A 19,572-nucleotide genomic window follows, 5' to 3' on the forward strand; every position below is an offset into this window, starting at 1 on the left:
ACGGAATAAGATAGGCAACATAACCTTGAGTGGTTTTTATAAGTTACTTTTTATCAAAAGAAACGCAATAATTATCCAAAAATCGGTCAGGAAAGGTATTGATTTTATTGAAGTTTTTATTTTGCTGTTTTTAAACAAATCAATTACTTACATAACTACGGTAGGACGCTGATGACCAACAAGTCCGCAAAATCAATAATAACTTACTCTAGGCAATAGCCATTTAACTGCTAAAGAGTGGTTGGTAATTTTATTGATTTTATTAAAATTTTTCGTAATTTTACCAAAAAAAACGTAAAAAAAACAACCCGCCTAAACGGGTTGATCCAAAACAACACATCATTTTTGATTTACAATTAAAAATCAATATCCATACCTAATTGGAATGTCCTACCCGGTGCGGTAAACATTTCTAGATATTTATAATTTGATGTTTTGTATAGTTTATTATTACTTAGGTAATCCCAGTATTTTTGGTCGGTCAGATTATAAATACCACCGCTTAATTTTACGTTTTTAGTGATATTAATATAACCTGTTAAATCAACAATTCCATGTCCTGCAATTCTAAAATAGTCATCGGTTGAATTTTTGATTGGCTTACCGTCATTGTTGTAGGTTTCACGCGTTGTGCCGTCTGTTTTCTTGCCTTTTTGGAAGGTTGTGGTCAATGCGAAACCATAGTATTTGTTAGGGTCATCCCATGCTAGACCAATGATGCTTTTTAATGGTGAGATGGTGTCCATTTCGATATATTTGTCGCCTAGATAGCTAGATTTTGATTTACCTTGGTTGTAGCCGACAGCAAGTCTTGCGCTTAAACCGTTTATAGATTCAAACCATGTGCCTATATTAAATTCACTGCTGAGTTCGGCACCGTAAATGTAGGCTTTATCTCGGTTTTCCGATTGATAAACGATACGGTTACCTGTTCCGACAAAATTCTTTTTGTAACGAGAATAAGCAATGAAGTTTTTGTATTTATTATAAAAAGCTGCCGTTGATAATGTAACGCCTGCCGTTGGTTGTCCTTTTAGTCCTAATTCAAAATTATCACTGGTTTCGGTTTTTAGATTAGAATCACCCACGAGTACATACATTTGGCTATGCGCTAAATATGAACCATATAATTGGTTTTGATTTGGCATTTGTGCGCCACGTTTGTATTGTAAGTAAGTGGTCATATTTGGGGTGATGTCATACATTAATGACATGGATGGTAATATTTTAAAATCACTATTGCCGTTGTACTGTTTGCCAAGTTGACTTGAGTTTATGTTTGTTACGCTCATGTTTTCAAGATGACGCGGTTTGGTGTTTTGGTATATCGCTCTTGCTCCAGGGACCAAATAGAAGTTATTGCTGTTATTGACGTTAAAACTAATACGATCTTCAACAAATCCACCTAATTGATAACTGCGGCTATCAGCTTGAGGTTTGGTGTAATCGCCATCCGGAAAGATTCTTCCATATTGTGATTTTGCCGATGTGTAAAATGGCGATTCATCTTTGCTCCATTTTGTATTTAAACCCGCACTGATTTTTTGATTTTCATAATTTTTTAAGAGGGTTGTAATAAAGTTATAAGCCTTGGTGTTGTAGTGTGTTTGTGTGTTGAAATTGCCTCTAGATGTGTGTTTTAAGTCTGTATTATCGTAAACGTGAGTTTGTTGATAATTGAGTTGGGTGGTTAAGCTATCAATCCAGCTAATGTTGGTTGGTTTCCATTGCTCTTTGATGGCTAGATTAAAACGGTTATTTTTGCTTCTTTGGTGATCAAAGGATTCGATTTTTTTACCATATTTATCCCATGTGTCGTAATGTGAATTTTTGGTTTTGCCGTTGTAATCAGCCGTGGTATTAAGTAAATGTTCATCATTCATTTGCCATCCGAATCCAGCCAATATTGAGTTTGAATGCCAATTTTCTGGGTAATTGTTGATTGAATCACCATGATTGCGACCTTGCTGACCATCACGACGACTTAATACAAGAATGCCATTAAGGTAATCGTCGCCACCTGCTATGGTTAATCCTTGATGATAACTTCTATCGGTACTGTCATAATTGTTTTGGAAGCCAAAGTAGCTTGTTTTACCAGGGTATAGGTAGTAACCTGCAGTTTTGGTTTGGAATGATACCGATCCTCCTAATGTATTGTTAGCATTACTAACGGGTGTTGCACCTGATTGGATATCGACTCTGTTATACATGTAGGTATCAATATAATCACGCCCAATGCCGTAAGTACCAAATCCAGCTCGACCTACTGAGTTGACGCGTCCTTGTGCGATGGGTAAGGGCATGCCGTCAATGTCGATGGAAACTCGGTTGGCATCTAAACCGCGAATGTTATAGCCAGTAAATCCACCTCGATCCCAGCTACTTTTACCACTGCCAGATCCTGAAATGTTCCCCGGCGCTGAAATAAGTGGTTGATAGCGCATAAGTGTGCCAAAATTGGTTCCGCCATCGCGTCTGATTTCTTGTTCAGAAATTTCGGCATTGGTGCCGGGTTTTTTTGTTGCTTCGTGTGCAGTGACTGTCATGACGTCATTGTACTTTTCTTTATCATTATTTTCTGCTGCGATTGCGGGCATGATAAAGGACAAGCTTAAAGCCAGTGTGCTAGTTTTTTTAAAATGAGTAAAGTTAAGCATTTTATTCCTTTCAAACATAATAAATTAAATAATACGCTTCAATTGCTTCGCTTAAAATTGTTATAAATTAAATATAATTATTATGTTACAAATTAGTTATCCAATATTATTGAGGATAAAAATGTTGATAAAGTATTTGGGCAACTTCGTCAACTCTTGGTCCAATACCAAAAAGATAGCTATCGTCAATGGCAATAATGCGGTGATTTTTATAAGCCGATGTTTCTGTTATTCCTGCAATAGTATTTAATTTTTCCATTCCACCTAATTGTTCAATTGAATGTTTGTTTAATACAATAATTTCAGGATCCATGGCAATTAGGGATTCCGCTGTATAGGTTTTGTAGCTTGTATGTTTGGCAAGATTTTCCCCCCCTGCGATAGTGATGAGGGCATCGGCGGTGGTATTTTTACCTGCGACCGAATTCGTTCCACCCATGCTCATTAAAAAAAGGACTTTTGGCTTATTAGGGTGATTGCTGATTTTTTCTTGAATTTTTGTTAGGTTGGTTTTTATTTTGTTGATTAATTGTTGCCCTTGTGGTTGTTTATTTAATTTGTCGGCAATTTTCTCAATATTAGCATAAAGTAATTCGGTCGTTCCCGGTACTCGTTGTAACGATAAAACATCAACTTTCGCTTGAGTGACTTGGCTTATGATGTTATCAGGCTCGGCATCACTTAATGTAATAAATAGCGATGGTTTAAGCGATAAGATTCCCTCAATATTTAACAATTTCCAATAACCAATTTGGGGAAGTTGTTTGGCTTTACTAGGATAAATACTTGTTTTGTCCACACCAACAACCTGATCGCCTGCACCAAGGGCAAAAACAATCTCAGTTAAAGAGCCTCCAGCAATAACAATTCTTTCATTCGCAAAGCTTAAATTAATAAAGCTGTTAAAGCCGAAAATGAATAAAAATAGTCCTAATTTTGCGAAAAAATTTTTCTTCATCGTTTATTTCCTGTTGATTAGTTATTTTTTAATCGAAATACTATAATGAAAATGATAACCATTATCAATAACGTAGTAATATTTATTTTTGCAACGATAAAAATTTCAATAGGATTGCATGATGTTTTGAGAATTTTAATTAGTAGTAAATTTAATTTATTGGACTATTTTTTATAGATTAAAACATCGCCAAATTTGTGCCTAAAAACTTTGTTACAGATATCCAAATAAAAATATACATAAAAATATCAAATTGTTATAAAAAAAATAAATAAAAAATATTGCTAAATGATAATAATTATTATTTAATTTATGAAGATTATTTGTTCAAGAATTGTTGTTATGAAATCATTAGATGTTAGTCCTTTTTATGCAGAAAATGCGACTTTACCTTTCAAAAATCGCTGGGCAGTGATGCCTTTGCAAGCCAGTTTACCTTTATCGCCGCAATATGTTGTACCTCAGTGGCAAATTATCCAAAATACCGCTTTAACAGGTAAAAAACGGTTGATTTATATCCATATTCCTTTTTGTGATATTCATTGCCAATTTTGTGGTTTTTATCAAAATCCATTAAGAAAATTTAATACTGAAACATATATCGATTATTTATTAAAAGAAATATCGCTCGAAATTCACAATAAAGCGATGCAATCAGCGCCTATTCATGCCATTTATTTTGGTGGTGGTACGCCTTCTGCTTTAGCCGCAGGGCAATTAGCACGCGTTATTCGTTATTTCAAACAGTATGCACCTTTAGCACCCGATTGTGAAATTACAATCGAAGGTCGCATCTCTGATTTTGATGATGAACGTGTTGATAGTTATATTGACGCGGGGGCAAATCGCTTTTCGATCGGAGTGCAAACGTTTAATACTGCAATTAGGCAAAAATTAGGTCGTGAATCGAACGAAGCGCAAATTATTAAGCGTTTTGAGCGTATTGCATTGCGTGATAGTGTTGCGTTGGTATGTGATTTAATGTTTGGTTTACCTAATCAAACCGCTCAAACGTGGCAACGAGATTTAGACATTGCCAATAATTTACCTTTAGATGGCGTTGATCTTTATTCGCTTAATTTATTGCCAACTACGCCACTGGCTAAAAGTGTTGAAAATAAGCGCATTGAGATACCATCAGTAATAGATAAGTGTGATTTTTACCATCAAGGTGCCGAGTTCCTTGCTAAGCAAGGTTGGGTTCATTTAACCAATTCTCATTGGGCAAAAAACAGCCGTGAACGAAATTTATATAATTTTTTAATTAAACAAGGTTCGAATTTCTTTGCTTTTGGATCTTGCGCTGGTGGGCGTTTAGGTGGTCAATCGTTTATGCTCCATCGCGATTTAAGCCAATATTATGCCCAGCTTGATCAAGGAAAGAAACCAATAATGATGTTAACTGACAAACCATTGGTAGGTGAATGGTTATATCAATTGCAAGCAGGTATTGAAAAGGGGCGAGTTGATTTAACAAAATTAACGCCACACTATCAATTATTTGAGCCTCTAATTGCTCAATGGCATCAAGTAGGACTTTTAAAAAATAGAGATCATTGCATGTTTTTAACTTTGTCGGGGCGTTTTTGGTCAAGCAACATGCTACAAGCTTTGCAGCAATTACTATTACAACTCAACAATCCAGAATATATTGAATTACAACAAAAAAGAGCGCAAGCAGGACTATCGAACAATGGTCAACCAGCAATGACTAATTCCGTTATTAAAAAAGCAAAACACCCACATAACATTTCGTAACTAAAGGATCTTATTATGGTAGAAAAACAGTCTCATTTAGCAAATTTAGCTGCTTATATGCAAACCAATCCAGAAGAATTATTAGAAAAAATTGCTCAAGATCATCATGTTACATTGACGCAAGTAATTCAAACTTTACCCGGTGCAAAAATTGTTGATGGTAGCCATTTTGATGCAATTTGGGATGAAGTGACAACTTGGGGAGAGGTGCTGTTTTTAATTCATACCGGTGATGTGATTGCTGAAATTTCGGGTGAATTGCCTTCAGGCTCGCATAGCCAAAAATACTTTAATTTACGTCATCAAAAAGGCCTAAGTGGTCATATCAAAGCAGAATATTGTCAGCATATTGCTTTTATTGAGCGTAACTTTATGAAGATGTCTACCGCATCAATGATATTTCTTAATCATATGGGGCAAGCGATGTTCAAAATCTTTGTTGGTCGTGATGAAAAACATCAACTAAAAGCAGACCAGTTAGAAAAGTTTAGAGCATTAGCTAAAAAAATCAATTAATTTTAAGGTGTTAATATTATGAAGACATTATTGATTTTTGGTGTAAGTCCTAAACTTGGAACGGGCTATCAAGTTTTGCAGCTAGCAAAGCAAAATTATCCGAATTGGCGTTGCATTGTTTTGGTTCGTGATAATGAGTTTGCTAAACAATTAGCAAACCAAGGCATTGAAACTTATGTTGGTGATGCAACTAATGCTTTGCTTGTAAAATCGTTGTGCGAGGTAGCTGGATTGGATGCTATGATTGTGACAACCTTAGGGGGAGAAACAGGAAATTATAAGGCTCAACGAGTAATTATTGATTGCGCCGAGCAAACCGGTATTAAGCAGATGGTTTTGGTAACTTCACTCGGCTGCGGCGATTCATGGCCTACGCTATCGACTAAAGCTAAACAAGCTTTTGGTCATGCCGTACGAGAAAAGTCATTAGCTGAACTTTGGTTGCAAACTAGTACGTTAAATTTTGTTATCTTAAGACCAGGTGGACTGCGTGATGGTGAAATGACACAACATGCCGAGTGTTATTATCAGCAAGAAGTTCATGGTTTTGTTTATCGTATTGATTTAGCGAAAATTATTGTTGATAAAATTGCTGCTAATCAGTTTGATCATCGCGCTTATAGTGTGGTTGATCCTAGCTTAAAAGTCACTTATTGATTAAATGACATGAGCAAATCAACAAAAAAGAGGTTAGTCGGTGCAAAATAATCGTCATTATTCCAATAGCCATCGGTCATTGTTATGGGGATTAACCGGTCTCCTTTTAGCGTTTGTTCTGCTTTCTGCTAATTGTGGTGTTTTAAACTTGTCTATCACGCATTTAATGAACATGCCATTAGATGATCCATTGTGGAATATTTGGCTCAATATTCGCATGCCAAGAATTATATTAGCGGTTGTTGTGGGTATGGCATTAGCGAGTTCCGGCGCGGTGATGCAAGGCTTGTTTAGGAACCCATTAGCCGATTCTGGCTTATTAGGTATCAGTAGTGGGGCGGCGTTAATGGTTGGGTTATCTATTTTGTTTCCAGCAATCTTTCCTCCTATTATGATGCTTTACGGTAAAATGGTGGCTGCTTTTGTAGGTAGCTTGTTGATTTGCTTATTGATTTATATTTATAGCTTAAACTCGCAATGTAACTTGGCTAAAATGGTTTTGCTGGGTGTTGCCATTAATGCCATTATTGGCGCAATAATGGGATGTTTAAGTTATATAGGCGATGAAGTTCAATTACGACAAATCTCATTATGGTCGATGGGCAATTTGGGTAAAGGCTCGTGGGATCTGGTTTTTGTTGCAGTATCATTTATTGTCCCCGCTCTGTTTGCTGTTTTTAAGCTTTCTCATCATCTTAATATTCTTCAACTTGGCGATGAAGATGCTCATTATTTAGGCATCAATGTGCAGCGAATAAAACGCTATTTATTATTGCTTTGTGCGGTGTTAATAGGAACATCGGTCGCAGTTAGTGGCATAATCGCTTTTGTTGGGTTAGTTGTTCCCCATATGATTCGATTAAAAGTGGGTGCCAATCATCGTTGGCTATTACCTGCATCAGCATTAGGTGGAGCTTGTTTATTATTGCTTGCTGATACCTTTGCAAGGACATTAGTTGCGCCTACCGAAATTCCTGTTGGGCTTTTTACGAGTTTGATTGGTGGTCCTTATTTTCTGTGGCTAATTTTAAAACATAAATAATAGATGGAATCTGATTATGTTAATTGCTGAACATTTGACTTTAAGTTATGCAAGCCGCACTTTAATTAATGACGTGTCTTTAACGATAAATGCCGGTGAAATTATGATTATTATTGGACCAAATGGTGCCGGTAAATCAACACTCTTGCGCTTGTTAACCGGTTACCAAAAACCATCATCTGGAGAATGTTATTTACTTAATAAGCCACTATCACAATGGTCAGAAAAACAGTTGTCTCAAGTCAGAACGGTGATGTTGCAACAAAGCCAGTTAACGTTTCCATTTAAAGTAAAAGAAGTGGTTGCTATGGGGCGTTCACCTTATGGTAAAGCTGATTTTAATCAAGCCATGCAAGAAACAATGTTGCAAACGGATTGTTTAAAGTTGGCTGAGCGTGATTACCGTAGCTTATCGGGTGGGGAGCAGCAGCGTGTGCAGTTAGCTAGAGTTTTAGCTCAATTATGGCAACCCAAACCGACTGAAAAATTGCTTTTTTTAGATGAACCCACCTCAGCGCTTGATTTATATCACCAACAACAAACCTTAAGATTGTTAAAACAACTTGCTCATAAGCAGAAATTGGCGGTATGTTGTGTCTTGCATGATCTCAATTTAGCGGCATTATATGCTGATAAAATCCTATTAATTAATCAGGGTAAAATTGTTGAACAAGGCACACCTAAAGACGTTTTGACATCGGATAATATCCATCGCTGGTATGGGGTTGAGTTGGGTATTTATCATCATCCCGATAATTCTTGTGTCCCTCAAGTCTATTTAATGCCTTAAACAAAATAAATAAACACTAATTGGTGACTCCATTTTAAGCTAGATTCAGTATATAATTTGCAAAAACAACAAATGGTATCGATAATGACTAATCAAATTAGTGTAAATTCTATTTCTGTTTCACATCTTCTAGAGGCTCAACCAGCTTTCTGCTGTCAGCTAGATGGTAAAGGCAGAGCAATACCGCTTAATGAACAGAGCACTCCTTCCGTTTCGCAACCATTTTGGATTCATTTAGATTTTGCTAAACAAGAAACCATCAACTGGATAAATACCACAAATCTTGTGCCTGATTTGATTAAAAACGAGTTAGTAAAACCAAACCAAATATCTAAAGAAATTCGTTTTGAATCAGGGGTTTTAGTTGTGTTAAAAGGCGTTAACTTTATCCCTAATGAACTTCCCGATCCTATTGTTACTTTTCGTTTTTTTATTACCGATAATATGATCATTTCAACTCGACATCAAGAAATTGCGGCTATTGCGGAATTAAAAGATCATTTAGAACAAGGCATTGGGCCGGTTGATGTGGCTGATTGGTTGATTCAAATGTCAGATTTAATTAGTGATCAAGTTAATTTATCTTTTGATAGTGTTCATAATAAAATCATTAAGTTAGAAGATGCTGTGTTAAATCAACGTATCTTTTCTTATAAAGAAATAGGTCGTGTCCGTAAACAGTTGATTGTCTTACGTCGATTATTATCACCACAACGTGATATTTTTGTGAAGATTTCAACAGAACGAATATCATGGATTGACGATAACGATCGTCAGCGATTACACGATATTTCTTATCAACAAAACCATTATGTGTCTGATATAGATAGCTGTTTATTACGAATAGCCTCAATCATGGAGCAGATTAATAGTTTCTTGGCTGAATCGACTAATAAACGAATTTACTTAATGTCGCTATTTACTATTATCTTTACGCCGATTACTTTTTTAACCAGTTTACTGGGGGTCAATTTAGCCGGTATTCCTTTTAGTGGGGAAGGATGGTCTTTTGTTGGATTAATATTGCTGCTTGTTGTCATTTGTATTGTTTCAGTCATTTGGCTTAAATATAAAAAGTGGTGGTAGTTAGACACATCTTTTTAGAAAAGTGAATAATAGCTTATACCTTTTGGAATTTTTAATGAATAGTCATTTTTATGCAATCTAATCAGTCTTATCGTTTATTTATTGCCGAAAAACCTAGCTTAGCTCGGGCTATTGCTGATGTATTACCTAAACCTCATCAAAAAGGCAATGGCTTTATTAAAGCAAGTAATGGTGATGTTGTGAGCTGGTGTATTGGGCATTTATTAGAACAAGCCACGCCAGAAGTCTATGATCCTCGTTATAAAAAATGGGCGATTAGCGATTTACCCATCGTGCCTGAGCAATGGATATTAATGCCAAAAGACAATACCAAAAAGCAATTTAATATTTTAGTGGATCTGATTAAATCAGCCGATCAAATTGTGCACGCAGGCGACCCAGATAGAGAAGGGCAGTTATTGGTTGATGAAGTCCTAAATTATTGCCAATTACCGCCAGATAAACGCAAAACAATACAGCGGTGTTTAATCAGTGATTTGAATGCTAGCGCTGTTGAAAAATCCTTACAACAATTACGCAGTAACCAAGATTTTATTCCTTTGTCCACCTCGGCATTAGCAAGAGCTCGAGCCGATTGGCTTTATGGTATTAATATGAGCAGGCTTTGTACTATTGTTGGGCAAAAAAACGGTTATCGAGGCGTATTATCAATAGGGCGAGTGCAGACACCTATTTTAGGATTGGTGGTTAGGCGAGATTTAGAGATAACGCAATTTGTACCTAAACCATTTTATGAAGTTTTTGCAGTGCTGCAAACGAAAGATAATGAAATATTCAAAGCGAAATGGCAACCCAGCGAAGCCTGTGCACCTTATCAGGATGAAGAAGGGCGTGTATTAGTCAAAAAATTAGCCGAAAATGTTTGTCAGCGCATTAATAATCAATCTGGAAAAATTGATAAAGTCAGTAATAAAAAGAAAGAATTAGCGCCACCAATGCCATTTAATTTATCGGCATTGCAAATTGAAATGGCCAAAAAAAATGGATTGAGCGCTCAAGATGTGCTCGACATTTGCCAATCATTATATGAAAAACACAAATTAATCACCTATCCAAGGTCGGATTGTCGCTATCTACCCGAAGAACATTTAAAACAAATTACAGGCATAAAGTCCGCCATTGAAAATAATTGCCCTGAACTACAAAATGCTATTGGTGATGCTAATTTTGCATTACGTTCCAAGGCTTGGAATGATAAAAAAGTTGAGGCACATCACGCTATTATTCCAACTTTGCGCAAAGCTAGAATGGAAAACTTAACTGATAACGAAAAAGCGGTGTATCAAGTTGTGGCAACGCAATATTTAGCCCAATTTTACCCAGCTTATAAATATGCTGAATTGCAAATTGATGTTGACATTCAAGGGGGAAAATTTATTTCTAAAGCTAACCAGATGCTTGACGAAGGTTGGAAAGTTTTATTTAGAAGTAAAAACTACCAAGCTGAAACCGAGACAAATGACAATGAAAGTAATGGTTTATTAACTAAATTAGTTAAAAAAGGCGAAACTGTGCAATGCATTGATAGCGAACTGGTTAGTAAAGAAACTCAACCGCCAAGACCTTTTACCGATGCAACATTATTGTCTGCTATGACAGGAATTGCCCGATTTGTTAAAGATCCTGAAATCAAAAAAATACTGCGTGAAACCGATGGCTTAGGCACAGAAGCAACAAGGGCCGGCATTATTGAATTGTTATTTAAACGCCAGTTTTTAACTCGCCAAGGCAAGACAATTCGCTCAACTGACGTGGGTAAAAATCTAATTTTATCACTACCCGATATCATGTCGATGCCTGATATGACCGCACATTGGGAATTACAATTGGACGAAATTAGTAAAAAAGCGTTTTCATACCAGCAATTTATGTTTCAACTTAATTCATCGCTGTTAGATCTTGTTAATCAGTTAAAAAATGCACGGTTGAACATTCGAGCCTAAGTGCTATATAAAAATAGGATGAAGTTTAATTACCACATTCATCCTCTTGATTTATGCGCTATATTAGTGTCGTTTAATAATGTTTTTAAGTTGCCCTAGCAGCCCTGTTTGGATGGTTATCTTTCTGATTCTGTTATTTCGTCTAGCATTGCGGCGTTAATGTTATTTTTATCTTTTATTATTTTGTCTAATTCGTTATTTGCTCTTTGTAAAAAGGCTTTATCTTTTAAAATTAAAAGATAAGTTTTGAATCGTTTTATTGGTGCTAGTGCAAAGCGAAACAGTGCAATGATAATGATAAAAACAGTTAAAATAGCAACGATAACATTAATTATCCAAGATGAGCTAAAAATTGTCACCATATTAGACAGTAACATAACAAAGGCAAATACAAATGCAGCACCACTAAGTATAACTTCTTTAATTAAATAAGGTTTAAGTGGTGTTATGTGATTTTTTGTAATACTAAAATATTGTGTTAATGAATCTAATTGAGTCAGTTCGATAAGATTATGGACGTCAGCATTAATTAACGAAATAGCGATACGTTCTTTTTCTATATTTCCTGCTTTATAAAAGCAAACTTTGTCCCATATAAGTTTCTTTTTAATATTATTTAAATATTCTGTTTGGTATTGTGGGTGAGGTGTTTTTTCCAAAATATCGGTATATTTAATAATATTATCAAAACCATCATTTTGAGGGCGTTTTTTATACATAAATGCGACAAAAGAAAGTGCAAAAATAATGATCAAATTGAACCAGTTATCATGGAGTAATTCCCAAATTTCCATTTAAAATATTCTCATTAATTAATCGTGCTGTGATTGTAACCTATATTGGGTAAGTGAGGTATCAATTCTATATCAAAATGAAGATAAAAATAGCGATAAGTGCTGTTTTTTTATAATTGTTATCCCCTTTTTTGTTTTATGGGTTGACTTCTGTTTCGTAAAGGCGTATAAAATGCCCGCCTTTTGAGCTTTTCTTCCTTTTTTAGCTATTATGGAAGTTAAAAATGAGGGTGAAGGGAAGTTGAAATACAAAGCGAAGAGTTCAATTTACAGGAGAAATATGGACACTCAATCGGGTCACCCCAACAAGCGGGGAGACAAATTTAAACACATCATTATCGGTTAATGAACCTGTCTAAATCACTATTTTTTCAGTTCACAAGCCGAAATTGATAAAACGGTAATGGTGAACGATATGCATTTTTTTACACGCTATCACACAAACTCAAAACATCAATGCGCACAAAGCTTAATGTTGCGTATTTTACATCTTTCAGAAAAACATTTAGAACCACCGAGTTGTATCTAAATTCTTAATTAATTCTATTTGCTAATTAAATTTAATGCTTAGCACTAGCTATACAAAATAGCTTTACGGGCTAGTTTTGCTATGCACTAAAATTTTAGCTAATCACAAAATTTAATGACTTATCGTTACTTAGTAACAATGAGTTGGCATGCCTTTGCCAAAATTATGAATATAGGTACTCAAGATGACAAAAACTACATCAAAAAATAAAGCACAAAATAGTGCAGATATCAAAGCTATTAATGAAGCACAAAGCAGCCTTGATAGTATTTTATCTAAATTCCAATCTAGCCTTTCAGGATTAACACAAGAAAGTGCTAAATCGAGAATTGAACAATATGGTAAAAATGAAGTCGCACGAGAAAAAGCGCCATCAGTGATAGTGCAATTATTAATGGCATTTAATAACCCATTTATATTTGTATTATTAGCATTAGCTAGTGTCAGTTTTGTGACCGATTTTTGGTTGCCTTTGCAAAATGGTGAAGAAACTGATTTAACTGGGATTATTATTATCCTAACCATGGTATCACTCAGTGGATTATTACGTTTTTGGCAGGAGTTTAGATCAAACAAAGCGGCGGAAGCGCTAAAATCAATGATTCGCACAACCGCAACAGTGCTAAGACGTGCACATAAAGATATGACCCCAGAGCGCATTGAAATTCCATTAAGTGAAATTGTTCCAGGAGATATTGTTTATTTATCAGCAGGTGACATGATCCCAGCGGATATCCGATTAATCGAATCTCGTGACTTATTTGTTAGTCAAGCTGTACTCACTGGCGAATCGATTCCGGTTGAAAAATACGACACATTAGGAGCGGTAACACAAAAAAATACCGATAATATCGAAGCATCAAACATTAATAAAGATAATTTACTTGATGTTAATAACATCTGTTTTATGGGCACTAATGTTGTCAGTGGCACCGCTACTGCCATTGTGGTTGCAACAGGTGCCGATACGCATTTTGGATCATTAGCAAAGTCAATTGTTGGATCGCGTGCTGAAACTTCATTTGATCGTGGTGTTAACAGTGTTAGCTGGTTGCTTATTCGCTTTATGCTAATCATGGTGCCAATTGTCTTTTTTATTAATGGCTTTTCAAAAAATGATTGGGGTGATGCGGCACTCTTTGCATTAGCTGTTGCGGTTGGTTTAACGCCTGAAATGTTACCAATGATCGTCAGTGCTAACCTAGCCAAAGGCGCCGTTGGTATGGCAAAACGTAAAGTTGTAGTTAAACGACTTAACGCTATCCAAAATTTTGGTGCGATGGACATTTTATGTACCGATAAAACAGGCACCTTAACGCAAGATAAAATCATTTTAGAACATCATCTTGATATAAAGGGGCAAGTTGACTCCTCTGTTTTAGAACTTGCTTGGCTTAACAGCTATTATCAAAGTGGTATGAAAAACTTAATGGATAAAGCGATCATCCGTTTCACCGAAGAAAAGACCAACATGAAAAAGGTAGGTGTTGGTTTATACAAAAAAATTGATGAGTTACCGTTTGATTTTGTACGTCGTCGTTTATCGGTAGTTGTGCAAAATGGCAGTGATAACCATTTGATGATTTGTAAAGGTGCAGTTGAAGAAATGCTATCTATTGCTAGTCATGTCTACGAAAATGGTGAATATTTACCATTAGATGATAAACGCAAACAAGCGTTAATTGCACTTGCACATGACTACAACAAAGATGGTTTTAGAGTATTAGCAGTTGGTATAAAAGATATTCCAGCTAGCGAAACAAAAGAGCAATACACAGTACAAGACGAAACAGCACTTGCTATTCGTGGATTTTTAACCTTTTTAGATCCACCAAAAGAAAGTGCGTTCGAAGCGATTTCAGCATTGAATGAACATGGTGTCGGCGTCAAAGTCTTAACAGGCGATAATGAAATCATCACCATCAAAGTCTGCCGAGAAGTTGGTTTAGAGCCAGGTATTCCATTACTTGGCACTGAAATTGAAAAAATGGATGATGCTGAACTCAAAATACAAATCGAACAACGTACCATTTTTGCTAAATTAACACCGCTGCAAAAATCGCGAATTATCCGATTATTGCAAGATAACGGTCATACCGTTGGCTTTTTAGGAGATGGTATAAACGATGCACCGGCACTGCGCGATGCTGATGTAGGAATTTCGGTCGATACTGCAACGGATATTGCTAAAGAATCTGCCGATATTATTTTGCTTGAAAAGAGTCTAATGGTATTAGAAGAAGGTGTAATATGCGGCCGCGAAACCTTTGGTAATATCATGAAATACCTAAATATGACCGCAAGTTCGAATTTTGGGAATATTTTTTCAGTATTAGTAGCTAGTGCGTTTCTACCATTTTTACCTATGCTAGCGATACATTTACTTATTCAAAACTTACTGTATGATATTTCTCAACTCTCATTACCATGGGACAAAATGGACGATGAGTTTTTACAAAAACCACGCAAATGGGATGCGCTAAATATTAGACGCTTTATGATTTGGATTGGACCAACATCGTCTATTTTTGATATCACAACTTATGCACTAATGTGGTTTGTGTTTAGTGCAAACAGTATTGAAGCGCAATCGCTGTTTCATTCAGGTTGGTTTATTGAGGGGTTATTGTCACAAACATTGGTTGTGCATATGCTTAGAACACAAAAAATTCCATTTGTGCAAAGCACCGCGGCATTTCCTGTTATTGTGATGACAATGTTAATTATGGCTGTGGGGATTTATATTCCGTTTTCTCCACTGGGTGGATTAATTGGTTTACAACCGTTACCTTGGTCATATTTCCCATGGCTTTTAGCAACCCTATTTAGTTATTGCTGTGTTGCTCAGTTGATGAAACGGATTTATATTAAACGCTTCGGTCAATGGTTTTAATTTAACCATAATACAGCGTATTACCAATAATGATAAGCGATATCAACGTCGCTTAGCAATTTTAAAATTTATATAGTAAAAGTTATTAAAAATTAATTTATTAACCATATAATTATAACAAAAAAGGAAATAATCTATGAAAACACCACATAAAAATTTAATTATGTTAATCAAAAGCCGAAAACAAAAAAAAGCTCAAGAACAATTAAGCAATTAAAACCAAAATGGTGAATACAAACAATTAGGTTAACAGATAATAAAAAAACCCCAGTTATTGGGGTTTTTATTTGTGTTAATTTTAAGTGATAACTAGTCTATTAATTAAAATGTTTACAAGTGATACTTGATTATAAATTTAAATGAGTATCAGATGCTTTTCTTAAAATTTCATAAATTTCATCTTTAATTTTAAGTTTTTGTTTTTTTAGTGCCTCTATCGTTTCGGTAGTGTTGACAATAATTCCAGATTCAATGTTTTTAATTTTTTGATCGAGCTCATTATGTTGATCAAACAATTTTTGAAAACGTAAATCGGTATTTTTTAATTTAGAAATGATTTCTCGATATTCTGGAAACATAGTGCCTCCTTATATAGGCTAGATAGAATAATAACAATAGCAGCTATTGCTAATTCAGAATACAATATTATAAGCCGTTTTAATAGAGAAATTGTTTTTATAGCATAATTGTTCCTATAACAGATTTGCTCCTATAACAATGCAATTTTTATCACAAAATTAATAAGGGGTTAATTCATGAGTGAATCGATTGTAATTGCCAAAAGCCAAGGTAAAGATTTATCTATTATAGCTGCATTAGCTAATCGTCATGGTTTAATTACTGGCGCAACGGGTACTGGCAAAACAGTTACATTACAAAAAATGGCCGAAGGTTTTTCAAAAATAGGTGTGCCGGTCTTTCTTGCTGATGTTAAAGGTGATCTAACAGGAATAGGTGAAAAGGGTATATTATCTGACAAACTACAAGCTCGCTTAGCTAGTATTGAGGTTGATAATTGGCAACCAGATTCGTCACCAATTGAACTATGGGATGTCTTTGCTGAAAAAGGAATACCTGTTCGCAGTACCGTATCAGATATAGGACCGATTTTACTTGGTCGATTACTTGATTTAAATGACGTTCAAGCAGGCGTATTACAGTTAGCATTTAAAATTGCGGATGATAACGGCTTATTATTAATTGATTTCAAAGATCTTCGAGCATTAATTCAATTTGTAGGCGATAACGCCAAAAAATTTACCACACAGTACGGAAACATTTCGCTATCGTCAATTGGTGCAATCCAACGCGGATTGTTAACTCTCGAACAACAAGGTGCCGAGTTCTTCTTTGGAGAACCGATGCTTGATATCCAAGATTTAATTCACGTTAATTCTGAAGGTCATGGCATAGTTAACATATTATCGGCCAACAAATTATATAACTCGCCTAAATTATATTCAGTCTTTTTATTATGGCTATTGTCAGAACTTTTTGAGCATTTGCCAGAAGTTGGTGATCTTGACAAACCTAAACTTGTCTTCTTTTTTGACGAAGCTCACTTACTTTTTAATGATATTTCGCCTGCATTATTAGAAAAAATAGAACAAGTAGTGCGTTTAATTCGCTCTAAAGGAGTAGGCATTTATTTTGCCTCGCAAAATCCAAATGATATTCCTGACACGGTTTTAGGGCAATTAGGTAATCGTGTACAGCATGCTTTACGCGCATTTACCCCTAAAGATCAAAAGGCTGTAAAAACAGCAGCCCAAACCATGCGTGCTAACCCAAGCTTTGATACCGAAAAAGCAATCATGGAACTCGGAGTTGGCGAAGCACTTATTTCGTTTTTAGACGAAAAAGGCCGCTCAAACATGGTTGAACGTGGTTATATTATTGCTCCAAGTTCAAAAATGGGAGCAATGTCGCCAGATAATCAATCATCTATTATGCATCAATCCCATTTTTATCATAAATATGCGCAGAGCTTAGATCGACAATCGGCTTATGAAATATTAAAAGATGGATTTTCATTAAATGGCATACCTAACCAAGATGGCAATAATAGTGCCCCAAAAAGTGATGATAATATCAATAAGCAAAATAATGGTGGTTTACTTAATTTTCTAAGTACACTTCTTTTTGGCTCTAAAGGCCCCAAAGGTGGGCAGCATGACGGCATTACCCAACAAATAGCCAAAAGCGCAACAAGGCAAGTTGTTAATCAAATAGGCAAACAGATCACCCGTGGCATATTGGGTGGTTTAAAAAAATAGTTAAACTGAGTTTAATGCTTAAAATATCAGTAAAGTAGGAGAATTTTAATGTTAAAAATGTTTATTGAATGGTACAAAAAGCGCTTTAGCGATCCGCATGTTGTATCGTTAATGGCGGTTATTATTGGTTTATTTATTATTATCTATTTTTTCAATAAAATTCTACTGCCTGTTTTTATTGCTATTGTGCTTTCTTATTTGCTTGATAGTCCGGTGAACTTTTTACACAAAAAAAATATTCCAAGAACGCTATCTGTTGTGATCGTTTTACTGCTTTTTATCATGGTGGTATTAGTCGGATTTATGATCTTATTGCCGCTAATTTGGCAACAAAGTATCAGCTTGATCACCAATATTCCAAACATGCTAAATTTTGCTAACAATTTTTTAACCACATTGCCTGAACACTATCCCGAATTAATCGATGTCGGCTTATTCGATTCAGTGCTGCAAGGTATTACTGAAAAAGTTGTGCAAACGGGTAATTCATTACTGCAGTTTTCAATTGTCTCTTTATTGGGGTTGGTTTCTGTTGCGATTAATGCGGTATTAATACCAATTATGATGTTCTTTTTATTAAAAGATAAAGCCAAAATATGGGGGTATTGCTCAAAAATTTTACCTAAAAACCGCACAATTCTAAATAAAGTTGCTACTGAAATGGATATGCAAATATCTAATTATATTGTTGGCAATGTACTACATATTATTATTTTAACGATTTGTGTTTATATTCCTTTTTGGTATTTTGGCTTAGATTATGGGCTCTTATTAGCAGTGATTGTTGGCTTATCTGTATTGGTGCCTTATGTGGGTATTATTATTTCAAGTATCCCCGTTGTCCTTATAGCACTCTTTCAATGGGGATTCACTGCTCAATTTGGTTATTTATTGTTTTTCTATATTCTAATACAAGCATTAGACGGCAACTTACTCGTACCTTGTTTGTTTTCTGAAAAGCTCAATTTACATCCATTGGTTATTATTTTAGCGGTGATTGTATTTGGTGGTTTATGGGGATTTTGGGGAATATTTTTTGCAATACCATTAGCGACATTAGTTAAAGCAATCATAAATGCTTGGCCAAAACAGGACGAATTAAATAACGCAAATGGTGAATTAAAAGCAGATTAATGGCTAATCTGCTTTTAATTCAAAGTAATTATTTAGCGTGGTTTTTGAGATAGTCTAAAACCACCTCATGATGATTGGCTGTTTTAAAATCATCAAATACTTTTTCGATTTTCCCGTCTTTACTAATTAAAAAGCTAATACGGTGAATACCATCATAGGTTTTCCCCATAAACTCTTTTTCACCCCAAGTACCAAATGCTTGGGCGACTTCGTGATTTTCGTCAGAAAGTAATGTAAAATTTAACAGCTCTTTTTCAATAAATCGAGATAGCTTTTCAGGTTTGTCTGTACTAATACCAAGGATCACAACATTATACTTTTTAAATTCATCAGAACAATCGCGTAAATTACATGCTTGTACAGTGCAACCCGGGGTCATTGCTTTTGGGTAAAAATAAATTAAAACACGGTGACCTTTAAAGTCCTTCAAGCTTACTAGCTCCCCATCTTGGTCTGGCAACGAAAACTGAGGTGCTTTTTCACCTTCTTTAAGTGGATTAACCATATGATTATTA

General features: G+C 35.3%; 15 protein-coding genes. 10 read left to right on the forward strand and 5 right to left on the reverse strand.

Going from position 1 to position 19,572, the window contains the following annotated elements; genetic code table 11:
• Positions 1-356 precede the first annotated feature (356 nt).
• The gene (locus tag ACYH9I_RS05040) at positions 357-2,660 is read right to left on the reverse strand and encodes a TonB-dependent receptor domain-containing protein (protein WP_483559380.1); all 2,304 of its coding nucleotides are present in this window, start codon (positions 2,658-2,660) and stop codon (positions 357-359) included.
• Positions 2,661-2,766: 106 nt separating this feature from the next.
• Entirely contained in the window at positions 2,767-3,618 is an 852-nt protein-coding gene (locus ACYH9I_RS05045) for a heme/hemin ABC transporter substrate-binding protein (protein WP_483559381.1), read from the reverse strand.
• A gap of 342 nt (positions 3,619-3,960) precedes the next feature.
• Between ACYH9I_RS05045 and hutW the strand changes: the two genes are divergently transcribed.
• From hutW to ACYH9I_RS05080, 7 genes are all read left to right on the forward strand, one after another.
• On the forward strand, positions 3,961-5,376 hold the full coding sequence (gene hutW / locus ACYH9I_RS05050) for a heme anaerobic degradation radical SAM methyltransferase ChuW/HutW (protein WP_483559383.1): 1,416 nt from the start codon (positions 3,961-3,963) through the stop codon (positions 5,374-5,376).
• A gap of 15 nt (positions 5,377-5,391) precedes the next feature.
• Positions 5,392-5,892, forward strand: coding sequence for a heme utilization cystosolic carrier protein HutX (gene hutX / locus ACYH9I_RS05055; protein ID WP_483559384.1), 501 nt, complete (start codon positions 5,392-5,394; stop codon positions 5,890-5,892).
• Between the two features lie 18 nt (positions 5,893-5,910).
• Positions 5,911-6,549, forward strand: a complete 639-nt coding sequence (locus tag ACYH9I_RS05060) for an NAD(P)H-binding protein (protein ID WP_483559386.1) — start codon at positions 5,911-5,913, stop codon at positions 6,547-6,549.
• 40 nt (positions 6,550-6,589) lie between these two features.
• On the forward strand, positions 6,590-7,591 hold the full coding sequence (locus ACYH9I_RS05065) for a FecCD family ABC transporter permease (protein WP_483559388.1): 1,002 nt from the start codon (positions 6,590-6,592) through the stop codon (positions 7,589-7,591).
• Positions 7,592-7,607: 16 nt separating this feature from the next.
• Complete coding sequence (locus tag ACYH9I_RS05070; RefSeq protein WP_483559389.1) at positions 7,608-8,381, forward strand: heme ABC transporter ATP-binding protein; 774 nt, start codon at positions 7,608-7,610, stop codon at positions 8,379-8,381.
• A gap of 84 nt (positions 8,382-8,465) precedes the next feature.
• A complete protein-coding gene (gene zntB / locus ACYH9I_RS05075) occupies positions 8,466-9,467 on the forward strand; it encodes a zinc transporter ZntB (protein ID WP_483559391.1) in 1,002 nt (333 codons plus the stop codon).
• Between the two features lie 71 nt (positions 9,468-9,538).
• Positions 9,539-11,431, forward strand: a complete 1,893-nt coding sequence (locus tag ACYH9I_RS05080) for a DNA topoisomerase III (RefSeq protein WP_483559392.1) — start codon at positions 9,539-9,541, stop codon at positions 11,429-11,431.
• 116 nt (positions 11,432-11,547) lie between these two features.
• Here the strand turns inward: ACYH9I_RS05080 and ACYH9I_RS05085 are convergent, their stop codons facing one another.
• A complete protein-coding gene (locus ACYH9I_RS05085; RefSeq protein ID WP_483559393.1) occupies positions 11,548-12,225 on the reverse strand; it encodes a hypothetical protein in 678 nt (225 codons plus the stop codon).
• Between the two features lie 713 nt (positions 12,226-12,938).
• Here ACYH9I_RS05085 and mgtA point away from each other — a divergent pair.
• Positions 12,939-15,647 carry a magnesium-translocating P-type ATPase gene (gene mgtA, locus ACYH9I_RS05090; protein WP_483559394.1) on the forward strand — a complete coding sequence of 903 codons (2,709 nt, stop codon included), beginning with the start codon at positions 12,939-12,941 and terminating at the stop codon, positions 15,645-15,647.
• A gap of 347 nt (positions 15,648-15,994) precedes the next feature.
• Here mgtA and ACYH9I_RS05095 read toward each other — a convergent pair whose 3' ends face one another.
• The gene (locus tag ACYH9I_RS05095) at positions 15,995-16,225 is read right to left on the reverse strand and encodes an HP1242/YdcH family protein (RefSeq protein WP_065582975.1); all 231 of its coding nucleotides are present in this window, start codon (positions 16,223-16,225) and stop codon (positions 15,995-15,997) included.
• A gap of 177 nt (positions 16,226-16,402) precedes the next feature.
• On the opposite strand from ACYH9I_RS05095, the gene ACYH9I_RS05100 reads away from it, so the two are divergent.
• Positions 16,403-17,923 carry a helicase HerA-like C-terminal domain-containing protein gene (locus tag ACYH9I_RS05100; protein WP_483559396.1) on the forward strand — a complete coding sequence of 507 codons (1,521 nt, stop codon included), beginning with the start codon at positions 16,403-16,405 and terminating at the stop codon, positions 17,921-17,923.
• Between the two features lie 48 nt (positions 17,924-17,971).
• Positions 17,972-19,057, forward strand: a complete 1,086-nt coding sequence (locus tag ACYH9I_RS05105) for an AI-2E family transporter (protein ID WP_483559397.1) — start codon at positions 17,972-17,974, stop codon at positions 19,055-19,057.
• Positions 19,058-19,085: 28 nt separating this feature from the next.
• Here ACYH9I_RS05105 and bcp read toward each other — a convergent pair whose 3' ends face one another.
• The gene (bcp, locus tag ACYH9I_RS05110; RefSeq protein WP_483559399.1) at positions 19,086-19,562 is read right to left on the reverse strand and encodes a thioredoxin-dependent thiol peroxidase; all 477 of its coding nucleotides are present in this window, start codon (positions 19,560-19,562) and stop codon (positions 19,086-19,088) included.
• Positions 19,563-19,572: the final 10 nt, after the last annotated feature.

The organism is Gilliamella sp. X-23, from assembly GCF_057063545.1.